Annotated in this window: 13 protein-coding genes; all 13 read left to right on the top strand. The window is 66.6% G+C overall.

What is annotated here, in order from left to right; genetic code table 11:
- Nucleotides 1-66 precede the first annotated feature (66 nt).
- The 13 genes from MRBLWH11_RS19935 to MRBLWH11_RS19875 all read left to right on the top strand — a co-directional run bounded on the left by MRBLWH11_RS19935 (nt 67) and on the right by MRBLWH11_RS19875 (nt 15,538).
- On the top strand, nt 67-1,230 hold the full coding sequence (locus MRBLWH11_RS19935) for a hypothetical protein (protein WP_341946170.1): 1,164 nt from the start codon (nt 67-69) through the stop codon (nt 1,228-1,230).
- Between the two features lie 138 nt (nt 1,231-1,368).
- Nucleotides 1,369-3,177, top strand: a complete 1,809-nt coding sequence (locus MRBLWH11_RS19930; protein WP_341946168.1) for a nucleoside-diphosphate sugar epimerase/dehydratase — start codon at nt 1,369-1,371, stop codon at nt 3,175-3,177.
- Nucleotides 3,174-4,304 carry an aminotransferase class I/II-fold pyridoxal phosphate-dependent enzyme gene (locus MRBLWH11_RS19925; protein ID WP_341946165.1) on the top strand — a complete coding sequence of 377 codons (1,131 nt, stop codon included), beginning with the start codon at nt 3,174-3,176 and terminating at the stop codon, nt 4,302-4,304. Before MRBLWH11_RS19930 ends, MRBLWH11_RS19925 begins: the two co-directional genes overlap by 4 nt.
- Nucleotides 4,301-4,921, top strand: coding sequence for a sugar transferase (locus MRBLWH11_RS19920; RefSeq protein ID WP_341946163.1), 621 nt, complete (start codon nt 4,301-4,303; stop codon nt 4,919-4,921). The genes MRBLWH11_RS19925 and MRBLWH11_RS19920 overlap by 4 nt, the downstream gene beginning before the upstream one ends.
- Nucleotides 4,914-5,579: a NeuD/PglB/VioB family sugar acetyltransferase gene (locus tag MRBLWH11_RS19915; RefSeq protein WP_341946161.1), complete on the top strand. Its 666-nt coding sequence runs from the start codon at nt 4,914-4,916 to the stop codon at nt 5,577-5,579. The genes MRBLWH11_RS19920 and MRBLWH11_RS19915 overlap by 8 nt, the downstream gene beginning before the upstream one ends.
- Nucleotides 5,576-6,799 (top strand): glycosyltransferase family 4 protein, encoded by a 1,224-nt coding sequence (locus MRBLWH11_RS19910; RefSeq protein ID WP_341946159.1) that lies wholly within the window; start codon nt 5,576-5,578, stop codon nt 6,797-6,799. Before MRBLWH11_RS19915 ends, MRBLWH11_RS19910 begins: the two co-directional genes overlap by 4 nt.
- Nucleotides 6,796-7,845 (top strand): polysaccharide biosynthesis protein, encoded by a 1,050-nt coding sequence (locus tag MRBLWH11_RS19905; RefSeq protein ID WP_116634537.1) that lies wholly within the window; start codon nt 6,796-6,798, stop codon nt 7,843-7,845. The genes MRBLWH11_RS19910 and MRBLWH11_RS19905 overlap by 4 nt, the downstream gene beginning before the upstream one ends.
- Nucleotides 7,842-8,936, top strand: a complete 1,095-nt coding sequence (locus MRBLWH11_RS19900) for an NAD-dependent epimerase/dehydratase family protein (protein WP_341946158.1) — start codon at nt 7,842-7,844, stop codon at nt 8,934-8,936. The genes MRBLWH11_RS19905 and MRBLWH11_RS19900 overlap by 4 nt, the downstream gene beginning before the upstream one ends.
- A 2-nt stretch (nt 8,937-8,938) precedes the next feature.
- Entirely contained in the window at nt 8,939-10,066 is a 1,128-nt protein-coding gene (wecB, locus tag MRBLWH11_RS19895; RefSeq protein ID WP_341946156.1) for a UDP-N-acetylglucosamine 2-epimerase (non-hydrolyzing), read from the top strand.
- Nucleotides 10,059-11,297, top strand: coding sequence for a glycosyltransferase (locus tag MRBLWH11_RS19890; protein WP_341946154.1), 1,239 nt, complete (start codon nt 10,059-10,061; stop codon nt 11,295-11,297). The genes wecB and MRBLWH11_RS19890 overlap by 8 nt, the downstream gene beginning before the upstream one ends.
- A gap of 39 nt (nt 11,298-11,336) precedes the next feature.
- Complete coding sequence (locus tag MRBLWH11_RS19885) at nt 11,337-12,650, top strand: glycosyltransferase (RefSeq protein ID WP_341946152.1); 1,314 nt, start codon at nt 11,337-11,339, stop codon at nt 12,648-12,650.
- A 13-nt stretch (nt 12,651-12,663) separates the two neighbouring features.
- Nucleotides 12,664-13,896 carry an oligosaccharide flippase family protein gene (locus MRBLWH11_RS19880; protein ID WP_341946151.1) on the top strand — a complete coding sequence of 411 codons (1,233 nt, stop codon included), beginning with the start codon at nt 12,664-12,666 and terminating at the stop codon, nt 13,894-13,896.
- A gap of 172 nt (nt 13,897-14,068) precedes the next feature.
- Nucleotides 14,069-15,538, top strand: a complete 1,470-nt coding sequence (locus tag MRBLWH11_RS19875; RefSeq protein WP_341946149.1) for an O-antigen ligase family protein — start codon at nt 14,069-14,071, stop codon at nt 15,536-15,538.
- Nucleotide 15,539: the final 1 nt, after the last annotated feature.

The raw sequence follows: 15,539 nt of genomic DNA, 5'->3' as shown, positions 1-15,539 counted from the left end.
TCCCGGTCGGTTCGGCGCGGATCGACGGTATCGTCTTCTGAGACTACCGATTCCTATGAAGGCACCATGACTGGTCTGAGCGAACTCTTCCCGAACGGCCCGCGCGACGGTGCGTCCGGGCGCGCGCCGCTGGACGATCATCACACGGTCCGGCGCCTGCGGGAGATGATCGGCGAGCCCCGCGACACGCGCGGCCCCGTGCGGCCGCTGGCGGACACGAACGAGTTGATGCGCCGGGTCGAGGTCGCCGCGCAGAACGCCGCGCCGATCGCGGCTGGGTCTGCGGATGCCGGGCGTCCCGCGAAGCGCTCCCGCCGGCGCTGGGATCCGCTGGCCACGTCGGTCGGTGCGCTCGCCGTCGTCGCCGTGGTCGCGGCAGCGGCGGTCGGCGGCGTGCAGATGGCGACCGCGAGTCCGGCGGCGAGCTCGCTCGTGTCGCTCGAGGCGGATGAGGCGACGCTGCAGAACGCGCATCAGGCGCTGACGTCGACGAGGAACCGCATCGTCGCCGACATCGAGACGCAGACGGCGGCCGTTGCATCCCTGCGCAGCGCGCTGGTGTCGACGAGTACCGCACCGGATCCGGCATCCGACGGCGGCGGCGTGATCGCGGTGACCGATCCCGCGGCGCTGGCGTCTGCCGTCGCGGCGGTCGACGTCTATGCAGCGGGCCTCGCGGCGATCACGGTGCCGAAGCTGCCCGCGGAGTACCGACGCGGCGACATCGACGAGGAGTCGCTGGAAGACGTGGGAAGCGCGATCGACCGCGCGCAGGAGAAGCTCGTCGCACTCGACGGCGCGACCACCGAGATGCGGTCGATCCGCACGCAGTTCGACGCGCTCCGCCCTCCCGCGGACGCCGCGGTGGCGGCCTATGCGGCGAGCTTCGCCGGCGCGGCGGAGGCCGCGAAGTCGGCCTATCCCGAGGCGGACGAGGCGCTGAAGGCCCGACTGTCGGAGGCTGCGGCCCGCATCGGCGCGACCGGGCTCTGGGGTCCCGGGGGTGCCACGGTGCTCCAGGGCTACCACGATGCGTTCGTCGCCGTGGTCGCCGACCAGGCGCGCGTGGATGCCGAGCAGGAGCAGGAGCAGAGCTCGCGCCAGACGGCCCGGCGACCCGTGACCGAGGAGACCACGCCGCCGGCGGATCCGACCACTCCGACGGACCCGCCCGCGCCGGAGACCCCGGTCGATCCCGAGACGCCGCCCGAGGGCGAAGGGACGCCATAGTTCACGGACCTGCTCAATACCTGTGAGAACATATCTCCAGGGGAGTGAGTAAGTCTGAGGGGGCTTCCAGTCTTGAATGCGAAAAAGTCGTTCGTCGATACTTCGACCGGCGATATACCGGTTGTCGCGGAGGTGTCCGTGACACAGAAGCGACGCCGGATGCTGGCGGCGATCGTCGACGGACTCGCCTGGAGTTTCGGCGTCGTGCTCGCCGTCGCTCTGCGCTTCGAGTTCATCATGGACGCACGCGGCTGGATCTCGACCACGGTGCTCGCCTTGATCGCCGGCGCGATCCAGATCGTCATCGGCTACGCGACCGCGCTGTACCGCGGACGCTTCACCTACGGGTCCTTCGACGAGGTGCGCGCCGTCGGCGTCATCGTCGTGATCGAGGCCGTCGCGCTCTCGCTCATCGTGATCCCGATCGGTCCGGCCGTCGGCGTGCCGCGCGGCACGCTCCTGCTGGCCTTCCCGTTCGTGCTCCTGCTGATGTTCGGCGTGCGCTACTTCGCGCGCCTCCTCATCGAGCGCGCACGCAAGCCCGGGGAGGACGCCTCGCCTGCGCTCATCGTCGGCGCCGGCTTCATCGCCGACAAGCTGCTCGCCAACGTGACGACCGATCCGACGTCGCCGATCCGCCCCGTCGGACTGATCGACGACGACCCGGACAAGCGCAACCTGCGGCTGAGGGGCGTCTCGGTCATCGGCACCACGCGTGACTTCGCGGAGGCCGCCCAGCGCACCGGAGCAGAGCTCGCGATCATCGCGATCGGCCGCGCCGATAGCGCGCTGCTGCGCAAGCTCAGCGACCGCGCCGAGGCCGCCGGTCTCCGTGTCGCCGTCACGCCCTCGCTCAACACGCTGGCGTCGGGGGAGCAGTCGATCAGCGACGTCCGCGACATCAGCATCGAAGACCTCATCGGCCGGCATCCGGTCGACACCAATGTCGAGCTGATCGCCGGCTACGTCACGGGCCGCCGAGTTCTGGTGACCGGTGCCGGGGGATCGATCGGGTCCGAGCTCTGCCGACAGCTCGCCAAGTACGGCCCGAGCGAGCTGATCATGCTGGACCGCGACGAGACCGGGCTGCAGGACGCGCAGCTGGGCACCTCCGGCCACGGGCTGCTCGACACCAACGACGTGGTCCTCGCCGACATCCGCGATGTCGAGCTCCTCGACCGTATCTTCGACGAGCGCAAGCCCGAGGTGGTCTTCCACGCGGCAGCGCTGAAGCACCTCCCGATGCTCGAGCAGTACCCCGACGAGGCGTGGAAGACCAACGTCATCGGATCGCTGAACGTGCTCAACGCGGCGCGCCGCGTGGGCGTCTCGACGTTCGTCAACATCTCGACGGACAAGGCGGCCAACCCGACGAGCGTGCTCGGGCACTCCAAGCGCGTCGCCGAGAAGCTGACCGCCTGGGCCGGCGAGGAGACCGGGATGCGCTACCTCTCGGTGCGCTTCGGCAACGTCATCGGCAGCCGCGGGTCGATGCTGCCGACGTTCCAGCGCCTCATCGCCGACGGTCGCCCGATCACCGTGACCCACCCCGATGCGACGCGGTACTTCATGACGATCCCCGAGGCCTGCCAGCTCGTGGTCCAGGCGGGAGCGATCGGCCGCGCCGGCGAGGTGCTCATCCTCGACATGGGCGAGCCGGTGTCGATCCTCGAGGTCGCGAAGCGCATGGTCGCGATGTCGGGCAAGAGCATCGAGATCGTGTTCACGGGCCTGCGTCCGGGCGAGAAGCTGCACGAGGAGCTCGTCGGGTCCCGCGAGAACCTCGAGCGTCCGTTCCACCCGAAGGTGTCGCACACGCGCGCCGACGTGATCACCCCCGAGCGACTCGACAAGACCGGATGGATGGAACGCATGTTCGCGAGCCCGCGGAACAACGACACGGTCGTGATCGAGCCGATCCGCCTCCCGAAGGGCGCAGAGGCGTGAGCGAACGGATCTACATGTCCTCGCCCGACGTGGGAGAGGCCGAGGAACAGGCCGTCGTCGCCGCGATGCGCTCCGGCTGGATCGCCCCGCTCGGTCCCGATGTCGACGCCTTCGAGCGCGAGCTCGCCGCACGCGTGGGCGTCGCCCATGCGGTGGCCCTCAGCTCGGGCACCGCGGCCCTGCACCTCGGTCTCCTGACTCTGGGAGTGAAGCCCGGCGACGTCGTGCTGACCTCGTCGATGACCTTCGCGGCCACCGCCAATGCGATCGTCTACACGGGTGCTGAGCCGTACTTCATCGACGCCGACGCCCTGACGGGGAACATGGATGCCGCGCTGCTCCGCGAGGCGCTCGTCGAGCTCCGTGAAGCGGGCGAGCGGGTGTCGGCGATCGTTCCGGTCGATCTGCTCGGCAAGGCCGTCGATTACACCGCGATCCTCGCGATCGCGGACGAGTTCGGGGTGCCCGTCCTGTCGGATGCCGCGGAGTCGCTGGGCGCCACGCACCAGGGGCGCGCGGCAGGCAGCTTCGGCCGAGCATCCATCGTCTCCTTCAACGGCAACAAGATCATGACCACGTCCGGCGGCGGGATGCTGCTCACGGACGACGCGGACTTCGCACAGCACGTGCGGTACCTGGCCACGCAGGCCCGTCAGCCGGTCGTGCACTACGAGCACACCGACATCGGATACAACTACCGGATGAGCAATCTGCTCGCGGCTCTCGGGCGCGCGCAGCTCGCCCGCCTCGATGCGATGATCGCGCGTCGTCGTGAGGTGCGCGAGCTGTACAAGCAGCTGTTCGCGGATGTCGACGGCGTCGAGGTCTTCGGGGCAGAGGGCGACGAGGCCGACAACGTCTGGCTCACGTCGATCGTCGTGGATCCGGCGAAGACCGGCTGGGAGCCCTCCGAGCTCGCCGCCGCCCTCGCCGCGGATGACATCGAGAGCCGTCCGCTCTGGAAGCCCATGCACGCGCAGCCCGTGTTCGCGGGCGCCCGTCGGAAGACCAGCGGTGCTTCCGAGTCCCTGTTCGCCCGCGGTCTCACCCTGCCGAGCGGCTCCGCTCTGACATCGCCGCAGCGTGAGCGCGTGCTGGCGGCGATCCGCGGCTTCCTGACGCGATGAGCGCCCGCTTCCGTCCCTACGACGTCGTCAAGCGGGGTCTCGACATCGTCGCCGCCGCGGTGGCGCTCGTCGTGCTCTCGCCGATCATCGTCGCCACGGCCGTGCTCGTCGCGGTGAAGCTCGGACGCCCCGTCGTGTTCGCGCAGGAGCGCCCCGGCAAGGACGGCCGCATCTTCACGCTGTACAAGTTCCGTTCCATGCGCTCGGTCGACGAGGCCCGCGGATGGGTGACGGATGCCGACCGGCTCACGCCGTTCGGCATGCGGCTGCGCTCGACGAGCCTCGACGAGCTCCCCAGCCTCTGGAACGTGCTGCGCGGCGACATGAGCATCGTCGGCCCGCGGCCGCTGCTGGTCGAGTACCTGGAGCGCTACTCGCCGGAGCAGGCCCGGCGGCACGAGGTGCGCCCGGGGATCACCGGCCTCGCCCAGGTGACCGGCCGCAACGCGATCTCCTGGGAGAGCAAGTTCGCCCAGGACGTCCGCTACGTCGATCGCCGCAGCGTCGGCCTCGACCTCCGCATCGTCGCCCGGACCGTCGGCTCGGTCGTGAAGCGCGACGGCATCTCGGCTGAGGGGCACGTGACCATGACGAAGTTCGGTGAGGCGCATGGCTGAGCGGATCGTGATCGTCGGAGCCGGCGGCTTCGGCAGAGAGACCCTCGATGTCGTCGAGGCTCTGATCGCCGCAGGCGAGCCCCTGCAGCTTCTCGGAGTCGTCGACTCCGGGCCGCGCCCGGTCGACCTCGGCCGTCTCGCGGAGCGCGGCATCGTCTATCTCGGCACGGAAGAGGAATGGCTGCCGACCGCGGCGGGGGACGAGCGCTTCGTCGTGGCCATCGGCTCGCCGTCGGTGCGCGAGGCCGTCGCTCAGCGGCTCTCGAACGCGGGGCTGCGCGCCACGACGCTCATCCACCCGCGCGCGGTGATCGGATCGCGGGCGCGCATCGGCGACGGCGTCGTCATCACCTCGGGTGTGCAGGTCTCGACGAACGTCGGCATCGGCGACCACGTGCATCTCAATCCGGCCAGCATCCTCGGCCATGACGCGACGCTGGCCGACTTCGTCTCGGTCAATCCCGGGGCGATCGTCTCGGGCAACGTCGTCGTCGAGAGCGGAGTGCTTCTCGGCGCCGGCTCTGTCGTGCTCGCGGGGCTGACGGTCGGGGCGGGTGCGACCGTCGGGGCTGCGGCCTGCGTCACCAAGGATGTCGTGGCGGGGACGGTCGTGGTCGGCGTGCCGGCTCGCCTGCTCGGAGACGGGACGGCGTCATGAGGGTGCTGATCGTCTCGCAGTACTACCCGCCCGAGGCTGTGCCGCTGCCGGCGGACCTCGCTCAGGGGCTCGCCGCGCGCGGGCATCAGGTGAAGGTGCTCACGGGCTTCCCGAACTATCCGACCGGCAAGGTCTTCCCGGGCTATCGACAGCGCTGGCGCTCGACGGAGCAGGACGGCGGGGTCGAGATCCGCAGGGTCCCGCTGTTCGCCGACCATTCGCAGAGCGCGCTCAAGCGCATGCTCAACTACTTCTCGTTCGCGTTCAGCTCGGCGACGGCCCGGCGCCTCTCCCGCGGAGCGGATGTCGTCTACGTGTACGCCACCCAGATGACGGCCGGATTCGGCCCCTGGCTGTGGCGGGTCACGGGCGGACGCCCGTACGTGCTGCACGTGCAGGACCTGTGGCCCGACTCGATCGTCGGCTCGTCGATGATGTCCGGTGGCACGAAGGAACGGGTCATCTCCGGAGCGCTCGGACCGTGGCTGCGCAGCGCTTACCGGCGGGCCGCGGGTGTCATCGGCATCGCTCCGACCATGGTGTCGACGCTGGTGTCGCGAGGTGTGCCGGCCGACCGCGCCCATCTCGTCTACAACTGGGCGGATGCCGGCGAGCCCGTCGCATCCGTGCTCCCCGCGGCCGAGGAGCCGCGCGCCGAGATCGTCTATGCGGGCAACGTGGGCGACATGCAGGACCTCGACACGGCCGTCCGAGCGGCTCACGCTGCGGCGGATGCCGGCGTGACGCTGACGCTCGTCGGCGACGGCGTGGTGAAGGCCGACCTGCAGTCGCTCGTCGGCGACCTGGGCGCCGACAACGTGCGTTTCCAGGACCCGGTCCCGCGCGAGCGGATGCCGGAGGTCTACGCGCGCGCCGACTACGCGCTCGTCTCGCTGAAGGACATGCCGGTCTTCCGCGGCACCATCCCCTCGAAGTTCCAGGCCGTGCTGTCGGCGGGTGTTCCCGTCGTGACCACGGTCCAGGGCGATGTGCGCCGCCTCGTCGAAGACGGGGACGTGGGACTGACGGCGGATGCCGAGAGCGTGGACTCGCTCGAAGTGGCATTCCGCTCGGCGGCCGCACGCACCTCCGATGAGCGCGCGGCGATGGGCCGGCGCGGACGCACGATGTACGACGACCATTTCTCCCGCGAGTCGGGAATCGCAAGGATCGAAGAGCTGCTCTCGGCAGCCGCGAAGGGAACGAGTAGACGACGATGAGCGAGTCATACGGCGGAGCGCGGGTGCTGGTGACCGGCGGAACGGGATCGTTCGGCCACACGGTCGCGAAGAAGCTCCTCGAGCGCGACGTCTCCGAGATCCGCATCTTCAGCCGCGACGAGGCCAAGCAGGATCTTATGCGCCATGAGATCCCCGATTCTCGTCTGCGGTTCTACGTCGGCGACGTGCGCGACTACGACAGCGTCGACCGTGCCACGCGCGACGTGGACTTCATCTTCCACGCCGCGGCGCTCAAGCAGGTGCCGTCCTGCGAGTTCTTCCCGATGGAGGCCGTGCGCACGAACGTGCACGGCAGCGAGAACGTCGTGCGCGCGGCAGACCGCAACGGTGTGCGCTCCGTCGTGGCGCTCAGCACCGACAAGGCCGTCTACCCGGTGAACGCGATGGGCATGTCCAAGGCCCTGATGGAGAAGGTCGCGCAGTCGCACGGCCTGAACAACCCCAACACCGCCACGACCGTCTCGTGCGTCCGCTACGGCAACGTCATGTACTCGCGCGGATCGGTGATCCCGCTGTTCATCCGTCAGCTCAAGGCGGGGAAGAACATCACCGTCACGAACCCCGACATGACGCGCTTCATGATGTCGCTCGCGCACTCGGTCGACCTCGTCGAGTTCGCGTTCCAGAACGCCTCGCAGGGCGACCTGTTCGTCCGCAAGGCGAGGGCGACCTCGATCGGCACCCTCGCGCAGGCGGTGCTGAACCTCTTCCGCTCGGATGCGAAGCTCGAGGTGATCGGCACCCGGCACGCCGAGAAGCTGTCCGAAGCGCTCGCGACGCGGGAAGAGCTCTCTCGCGCCCGCGACATGGGCGACTACTTCCGCGTCGTCGCCGACAACCGCGACCTCAACTACAGTGTCTACTTCGAAGAGGGCGACGTCGCACAGAACCGCTTCGAGGACTACGACTCGCACACCGTGCAGCAGATGTCGGTCGGCGAGGTCGAGGAGCTGCTGCTGACGCTCCCCGAGGTGCGCGACGAGCTCCGCCTGGCGGGGATCCCCGTGAGCGGGTCGGACTCGTGAGCGGACTCGCCGTCACCGGTGCCGGGGGCTTCCTCGGCTGGCACCTGCGTGCGGCGATGAAGGAATCGGGGACGCCCTTCGAGGCGATCCCGGTCGGAGCCGCATTCGAGGCGTCGAAGGCGACGGCCGCGGTCGACGGCAGCGACCGGGTCGTGCACATCGCCGGAATCAATCGTGCGACCGACCAGGAGGTGAGCGAGGGGAACATCGCGTTCGCCGAGCAGCTCGCGTCGGCCCTGCTCGCCGCGGCGACGCCGCCTCCGGTGGTCGTCTACGCGAACTCCACGCAGGCCACCAACGGCTCCGTCTACGGAGAGGCCAAGGCCAAGGCTGCGGAGATCCTCGCCGACGCGGCATCCACGATCGGAGCGGAGTTCGTCGACGTGCGGCTCCCGAACCTGTTCGGCGAGCACGGGCGTCCGTTCTACAACGCGGTCACGGCGACGTTCAGCCACCTGATCGCGGCGGGGGAGAGCCCCACGGTCGAGAACGACAAGCAGCTCACGCTGCTGCATGCGCAGAACGCCGCCGACATCCTCAGCGGGGCGGTGCCCCTCACCGCCCTCGGCGAGCTGCAGCAGAACGAGACCGTGTCGGGGTTGCTCGCCCGCCTGCAGGGGTACGCCGAGCTGTACGGCCGCGGCGAGATCCCGAGCGTGGCCGAGGACTTCGACCGCGACCTCTTCAACACGTATCGTTCGTACACGTTCCCCGCGCAGTCGCCGATCGATCTGACCCGGCACGCGGATGCCCGCGGGTCGTTCTTCGAGATCATCCGCTCGCACGGCGGTCCCGGCCAGTCGTCGTTCTCGACGACGGTTCCCGGCGTCACCCGCGGGGACCACTTCCACCGCCGCAAGATCGAGCGCTTCACCGTGCTCCAGGGCCGAGCCCGCATCTCGCTGCGCCGCCTGTACTCTGATGAGGTCGTGTCCTTCGAGGTCTCGGGCGACGCGCCCGGTGCCGTCGACATGCCGACGATGTGGGCGCACAACATCACGAACATCGGCGAGGACCTGCTGTACACGTCCTTCTGGACGAACGACATCTTCGACCCCGCGAACCCCGACACGATTGCCGAGGCAGTGTGACCATGGCCGACAAAATCAAGGTGATGACGGTCGTCGGCACCAGGCCGGAGATCATCCGCCTGTCCGCGACGATCAAGATGCTCGACGAGCACACCGACCAGGTTCTCGTCCACACCGGGCAGAACTACGACTACGAGCTCAACGAGGTGTTCTTCGAAGACCTCGGGCTGCGCCGGCCGGATCACTTCCTCAACGCCGACACCTCATCGCTGGGTGCGGCGCTGGGATCCATCCTCACCAAGACCGAAGAGGTTCTTCGCGAGGAGAAGCCGGATGCCTTCCTCGTGCTCGGCGACACGAACAGCTGCATCTCCGCGGTGATCGCGAAGCGCATGAAGATCCCGGTGTTCCACATGGAGGCGGGCAACCGCTCGTTCGACGAGAACGTGCCGGAGGAGACGAACCGCCGCCTGGTCGATCACGTCGCGGACTACAACCTGGTCTACACCGAGCACGCCAGACGGAACCTCCTGGCCGAGGGCCTGCACCCCTCCAAGATCCTGCTCACGGGTTCGCCCATGCGCGAGGTCCTGGAGCAGAACCGGGCGCAGATCGAGGCGAGCGACGCGGTCGAACGAGCAGGACTCACGCCGGGGGAGTACTTCCTCGTGAGCCTGCACCGCGAGGAGAATGTCGACAACCCGGCACGTCTCCGGTCCGCGATCGCCTCGCTGCAGGCGCTGCGGAGCGGGTACGGCATCCCGATCCTCGTGTCGACGCATCCGCGCACGCGCAAGCGGATCGAAGCGCTCGACGACGCCGCGGCGGTCGACGGCATCACCTTCCACCCGCCGTTCGGGTTCCACGACTACATCAAGCTGCAGCAGGAGTCCAAGCTGGTGCTCTCGGACAGCGGCACGATCAGCGAGGAGTCGAGCACGCTCGGCTTCCCCGCCGTGACCGTCCGCGACTTCATCGAGCGCCCAGAGGCCCTGGACGCCGGTGCCATCATCACGACCGGGCTGACGCCGGCGAGCGTGCTGCGTGCTGTCAAGGCTCGGCTCAGCATCCCCGCTGATCTGGCATCGCTGCCCGCCGGATACGAGATCGACAACACCGCGTGGCGGGCGACGGCCTTCATCCTGTCGACCGCTCACTCGCACCGCGCACGGCTGGGTCTGCATGAATGAGGGCGAAGGCGACGAGCTCAGCCTCGCCGGTCGAACCGTTGGCACAGATGCATGGCAGTTGGTCGTTCCCGCCGCAGTGTCGCAATCCTCGCCGTTGCTCGTCGTTCCGACGGTGCACCCCAGAGGTGATCGCCGCATAGTCCGGTGCGCACAGGTGGCTCTCGAGGCGGGGTTCAGAGTGCACTTCATCTGGTTGGGGGACGGCGAAGCGTCGAATGATCCTGCGGTCAGCGAGACCATCCTTCCTTCGCCGCGCAACGCGCGGGAACGAATCGGGTTGGTCAAGGCAGTCGCCCGGGCTGCACGGCCGCTCCCCGCAGTTCTCTGGCACATCCACGACTACTATTTCCTGGCCGCCGCGAGACGTTGGCAGCGCAAGTCGGGGAAGGCCGTACTCTACGACGTGCACGAATACTACGCGTCCTACTATTCGGAGAAGCTGCCGATTCCGTCGGTCTTTCGACGCGCTGTCGCGAAGGCGCTCGAGTGGTACCAAGTGACGATGGCGAAGAAGCTCGGTGGCGCGAATGTCGTGACCGAGAAGATGGCCGAGAGCTTTCGTGCAGCGGGAGTGCCGGTATCGGTTTCTCCGAACTTTCCGCTGCTCGCCCAGTTCCGTGGGCTTCCCGCCGCTGATTTCGAATCCCGGCGCTGGAATGTGGTGCACATCGGTACTCTGAGCCGTGAGTACGGCACAGAGTTGCTCGTACGATTGGCGACCCGGTCGGCGGAACGGTCCCTGCCATTCACATTCCATGTCATCGCTCGCTACCCCTCACCTGACCATCAGGCCGATTTCGAGCAATTGCTCGCGGCGGCTTCGAGTCCCGCAAACGTTCGACTCGTGCCCACGCGGCCGACCCATGAGATGCCGGCGTTGCTGTCGGATATGGGATATGGACTCTCGCTTCTCATGCCGGACGGACAGAATGAGTCTGCGGTCCCCAGCAAGAACTACGAGTACGCTATGGCGGGACTCGTCGACGTCGTGACTGACCGGCGTGCGCAGAGGGCGTTCGCGGAGTCGTTCGCGGTTGGGATCAGCGGTCACGGGGGCGACCCGGATCTCATGCTGGACCAGATGATGAAGCTCGCCGATGAGAGCACGGAGACCGGCAGCCGCCTGAAGGATCGCGCTGAACAAGCACAACGAGAGTTCACGTGGGAACTGGCGGTCCAGCCAGGGCTGAGCAAAATGTTCGTCAGACTGGCGTCGCACACGGACGGCTGATTGCCGGAGTTTGCGCGAAGAGAGTTTTGAGACGACGTGGTGAGAGCAGAAGATAGCGGCGAAAGCGCAGAGACGGTCGTCGTCCTGTTCACGCTGGCTTACCCGTACGGAAACGGTGAGCCCTTCCTCCATGCAGAGGTGGCAGAGCTTTCTCGCCAGTTCGACCGAGTGCTCATCGTTCCCAGTTCGGTCACGGCTTTCGCGCGGCAACCCAGAGCAGTCCCCTCCAACGTCACGGTGCTCGGTGCGGTAAGAGCCAGCGTGCCGCGGGCCGCTGCTCGGCAGATCGTCCTGCACCTGCCTCAAACGCTCGGAGCCCTGCTTCATGCCCTGCGCGCGCCGACTGACCTTCGCGGCAAGTTGCAAGATCTCAGATTCCGGATCGCGGTGCATGTCAGGGCGAACACGGTGCGGCGTCGAGTTGGTATGTTCCTTCGCGATCGATCGCGCGTCGTCTTCTACGCCTACTGGCTTGATCTGCCGGCCGCCATCGCTATCGATGTCAGGCGCGCCATGGGGTTCGCTCGGGGGAAGATCGTCGCTCGCGCTCACGGGTTCGACGTTTATGCGGAACGTCGGATCTCGAATTACCTGCCCATGCGGGACGACATTCTTCGGGGCGTCACGCGGATCTTCTCCGTATCCCGCGCCGGCTGTATCTACATGCGCCGTCGCTGGCCGGATCACGCAGACAAGATGTCGATCGCTCATCTCGGAACCGCGCCTGCCGAGAACGCCGGGAATGCTGAGCAGTCCGTGGCGACACTCGTCTCGTGCGCCTTCATCGTGCCCTTGAAGCGCCTCGAACTCGTCATCGACACCGTGGCCGAGCTCCAATCGCGGGGGCATGATGTGCACTGGAAGCACATCGGGCCGACGGACTCACCCTATGCCGCGGACCTCAAGCGTTACGCGGCCGGTGCATTGCCGGACGGAACGTTCGAATTCGTCGGCGAGTTGGACAACGGTGGCGTGCGGAACTGGTACGCCCGTAACCCCGCGTCCGCGTTCATCAACGTCTCGGAATCAGAGGGAGTTCCTGTCTCGATAATGGAGGCGCTTGCCCAGGGGCTTCCGATTCTGGCAACCGACGTCGGCGGGAACGGGGAGACGATAGATACAAGTCTGGGGATGTTCGACGGGTTGCTGCCTGCTGATCCGACGGTTCGTCAGATCGCCGATCGCGTGGAAGGTCTCCTTCAATCCGACCCGGCCGCTTACCGTCGGTATGTCGATGCGAGTCGCGAGAACTGGAAACGAGCGTGGTCGAGCGAAGCCAACTACCGAGTCTTCGTGTCTGAGCTTCTCGCCGATGCGCAGACCCGAGAGGGGCGCGGCGCCGATGTCGGCTGACGGATCACGCGGTATGGGCCGCAGCGTGGTCACGCTGATCTCCGGGTCTCTGGTCGCGCAGCTCGCCACTCTCGCGGCGATGCCGATCCTCAGCCGTCTCTACAGCCCCGAGGCGTTCGGTGAGTATTCGATCTTCGTCTCCGTGACCCTGCTGATAGCGGTGCTTGCGACACTGCGATATGAGCTGGCGATCGTTCTCCCTCGCTCAGTGAGAGAGGCGGCAGCAGTCAAGAAGCTCACCGGTCGCCTCCTTGCCGCGAGCTCGATCTTCGTCACGGCCGTCTGCGTCCTCGTGGCTCTGTGGCCCTCCGATCTGTCTGACACGTGGCGGTGGTTGATTCTGCTCATCGGGGTGGAAGTCTTCGTGCTCGGGTGGCTGAGCCTGCTCACCTTCTGGTTCACGCGCACCCAGATGTATGGAGTGCTCAGTCGAAACCGCATATTGCTCGCAGTGCTCGTGGCGTGCGCCCAGATAGCGATGAGTTTCACTGCCCTCGGCGGAGGCCTTGGACTCGTCGTCGGACTCCTCCTGGGCCAACTGCTTGCGGTCACGGTTCTCGCGGTCTCCGATGGTTCGCGTAATCATCTTGCGGGAGCATTCGCTCGGCGGCGGTGGTCTTACCTTCTGCGGAAGTACTGGAGAATGCCCGCGCTGACCACGCCGCAGACTCTTGTCGACTCCTTCCGATTGAACGGGATCAATCTCGTCATCGGGCAATACTCTCTCGACGCCCTCGGACAGTACTCCCAGGCTTGGCGCCTGGTGAACGTCCCGGCGGCACTCATCGGGTCGGCTCTCAGTCAGGTGTACTTTCCGCGTCTCGCCACTACTCCGCGACAGGACCTGCCGCAGGTCGTGCGCTCCAGCGTGGGAAAGTCCCTGCTCTTCGGTATTCTGCCGTTCGCGTTGATCTTCGTTCTCAGTCCCTACCTTGTTCCCTGGGCACTCGGCCCGCAGTGGGGCGATGCAGGCTTGTACGCGCAGGCGCTGACCCCTTGGTTGTACTTGAATCTCGCCGCGTCTCCGATCTCGACGTTGTTCGTCGTTCTCGACAAGCAACACATCGGGTTGCCTTTCTCAGTCATCTACGCTGCGGCGCCCATCGCAGTCCTTGCGCTCTTCAGCAGCGACATGTATCTGGCGATCGTCCTCATGAGCATCGTCCAGAGCATTCTGCTCGTCTTCAACCTGGGCTTGGCCGGGTGGATCGCACGACGCGCCGCCTTGACACAGCGCGACCATTAGCCGGAACGCGAAGTAGGCGAGCAGCGAATGCGAGTCACCGAGCCACGCTCGTCGGTGTCGGCGGCAGGTTGAGGTCGTCCAGAGCATCGCATAGTGTTGAATCACTCATCGCGTTCTGAGACGGGCAGGCGCCTGCGGAACGAGCGCAATCAGAACTCGTTCCCTCGGATGGATGGAGCGAACGTCGGCCATCGCCGCCATGACTCAAGAGGAGCAGCCGATGGTCTGGGGCACAGGTCGAGTGCCTGTCGACGGGGTCGGACCGGTTGCCGTCGCAACCGGATCTACGACGACAGAAGATGCGGCGAGCGTTTCGACGAAGCCGGCGGTGGGTCGAGTGATGGCGGCGGTCGTCTACCTCCTTCCTGCGCTCGCAGCGTTCGGTCCGCTCATCCCCGGGATCGGCTCGCTGTTCGCGTTCCGGCTGGCCGCTGTGCTGCTCCTCATCGTCGCGCTTCTCTCGAAGAAGGGGCAGACTCGTTCGGCGACTCGGACAATCACGCTGATTCTCGCCGTCACCTGGCTGTTCGTCACTGCCGTTGGTCTATTGGTGGCAGGACCGTCGTCGAATACCTTCTCGGAGTTGTTGTCTCTGCTGACAGGCCTCGCGATCCTCATCGCGATCGCCATTGCGCGAGCACCCGTTGCGCTGCTGATGGCGTTGCTCCGAGGCTGGTTGCTTGCGTACGGCGTCATCTCCGTCTATGCCGTCATCGAGATCGTGACCGGATTCTCGTTGAGTTCCTCATACGCTGACGAGAGGGCGTTGGATGGGTGGGGCATCACGGTCTCGTTCTACAACCCCAACAACTACGCGACGTTCCTGCTCTTCTCCTACATTGCGCTCGTCGTCCTCTGGAGCCGCTCACGAGGGCGGGGAACCCGATTGGCCGCGGCCCTGGCGATCATAACCGTTCCGGTCTTCATGGCTGCGACGAACAGTCGCACAGGAGTGCTCATCCTCGCGGTTTTCGTGCTGGTCTCGATTTTCCTTGCGCTTCGCGCTCGGCCGGGACTGATGATCATGTTCCTCCTATTGACGCTCGTCGCGTTGATCCTGGTCCTGGAGGGCATCGCACAAAATCCCTTCGAGGGCTACGCACAGTACGCGGGAACCTCGGGCTACGCGATCGAGTTCATCGGACTGAGCATTCCCATCGACATCTCGACCTTCGTTCGCTGGCAACTGGTTCTCGCCGGGCTGACGCTGGCAGGGAGCAATCTCGCGCTCGGCGGCGGAGCCGGCTCGTTCGAAGACTACGTCGACCTCAGCGGGGCGCGTGGCCAGACGCTGGGTATCGTCAATCCGCACAATGGATTCATCGAGGTGCTCTCTCAGTACGGCGCAATCGTGTTCGTCGTCTTCATCATCTGGTTGTTCAGGATGTTGCAGATGGCGTCACGCGCTCGCCGCCGACCGAATCGGTTCTCGAGTGGAGGGTGGATGGTCGTCGCGGTCGGTATCGTCTGCCTGCCGTTCATCTTGACCATGCACAGCTCTGCGATCGAGCCGTCGACCACCTGGATCTACTTCGCCATGCTGCTCCTCATCGCCCGAAGCGAGGAAGAGCCTCAAGATGACGAGCAGTCTGTCGCCTCGACCCGACCACAGCGTCCGTCTCCGCGATCCTTCGTGCGCTAGG

The organism is Microbacterium sp. LWH11-1.2, assembly GCF_038397745.1.
Lineage (GTDB): Bacteria > Actinomycetota > Actinomycetes > Actinomycetales > Microbacteriaceae > Microbacterium.
This window is presented reverse-complemented; position numbering and strand designations above follow the sequence as displayed.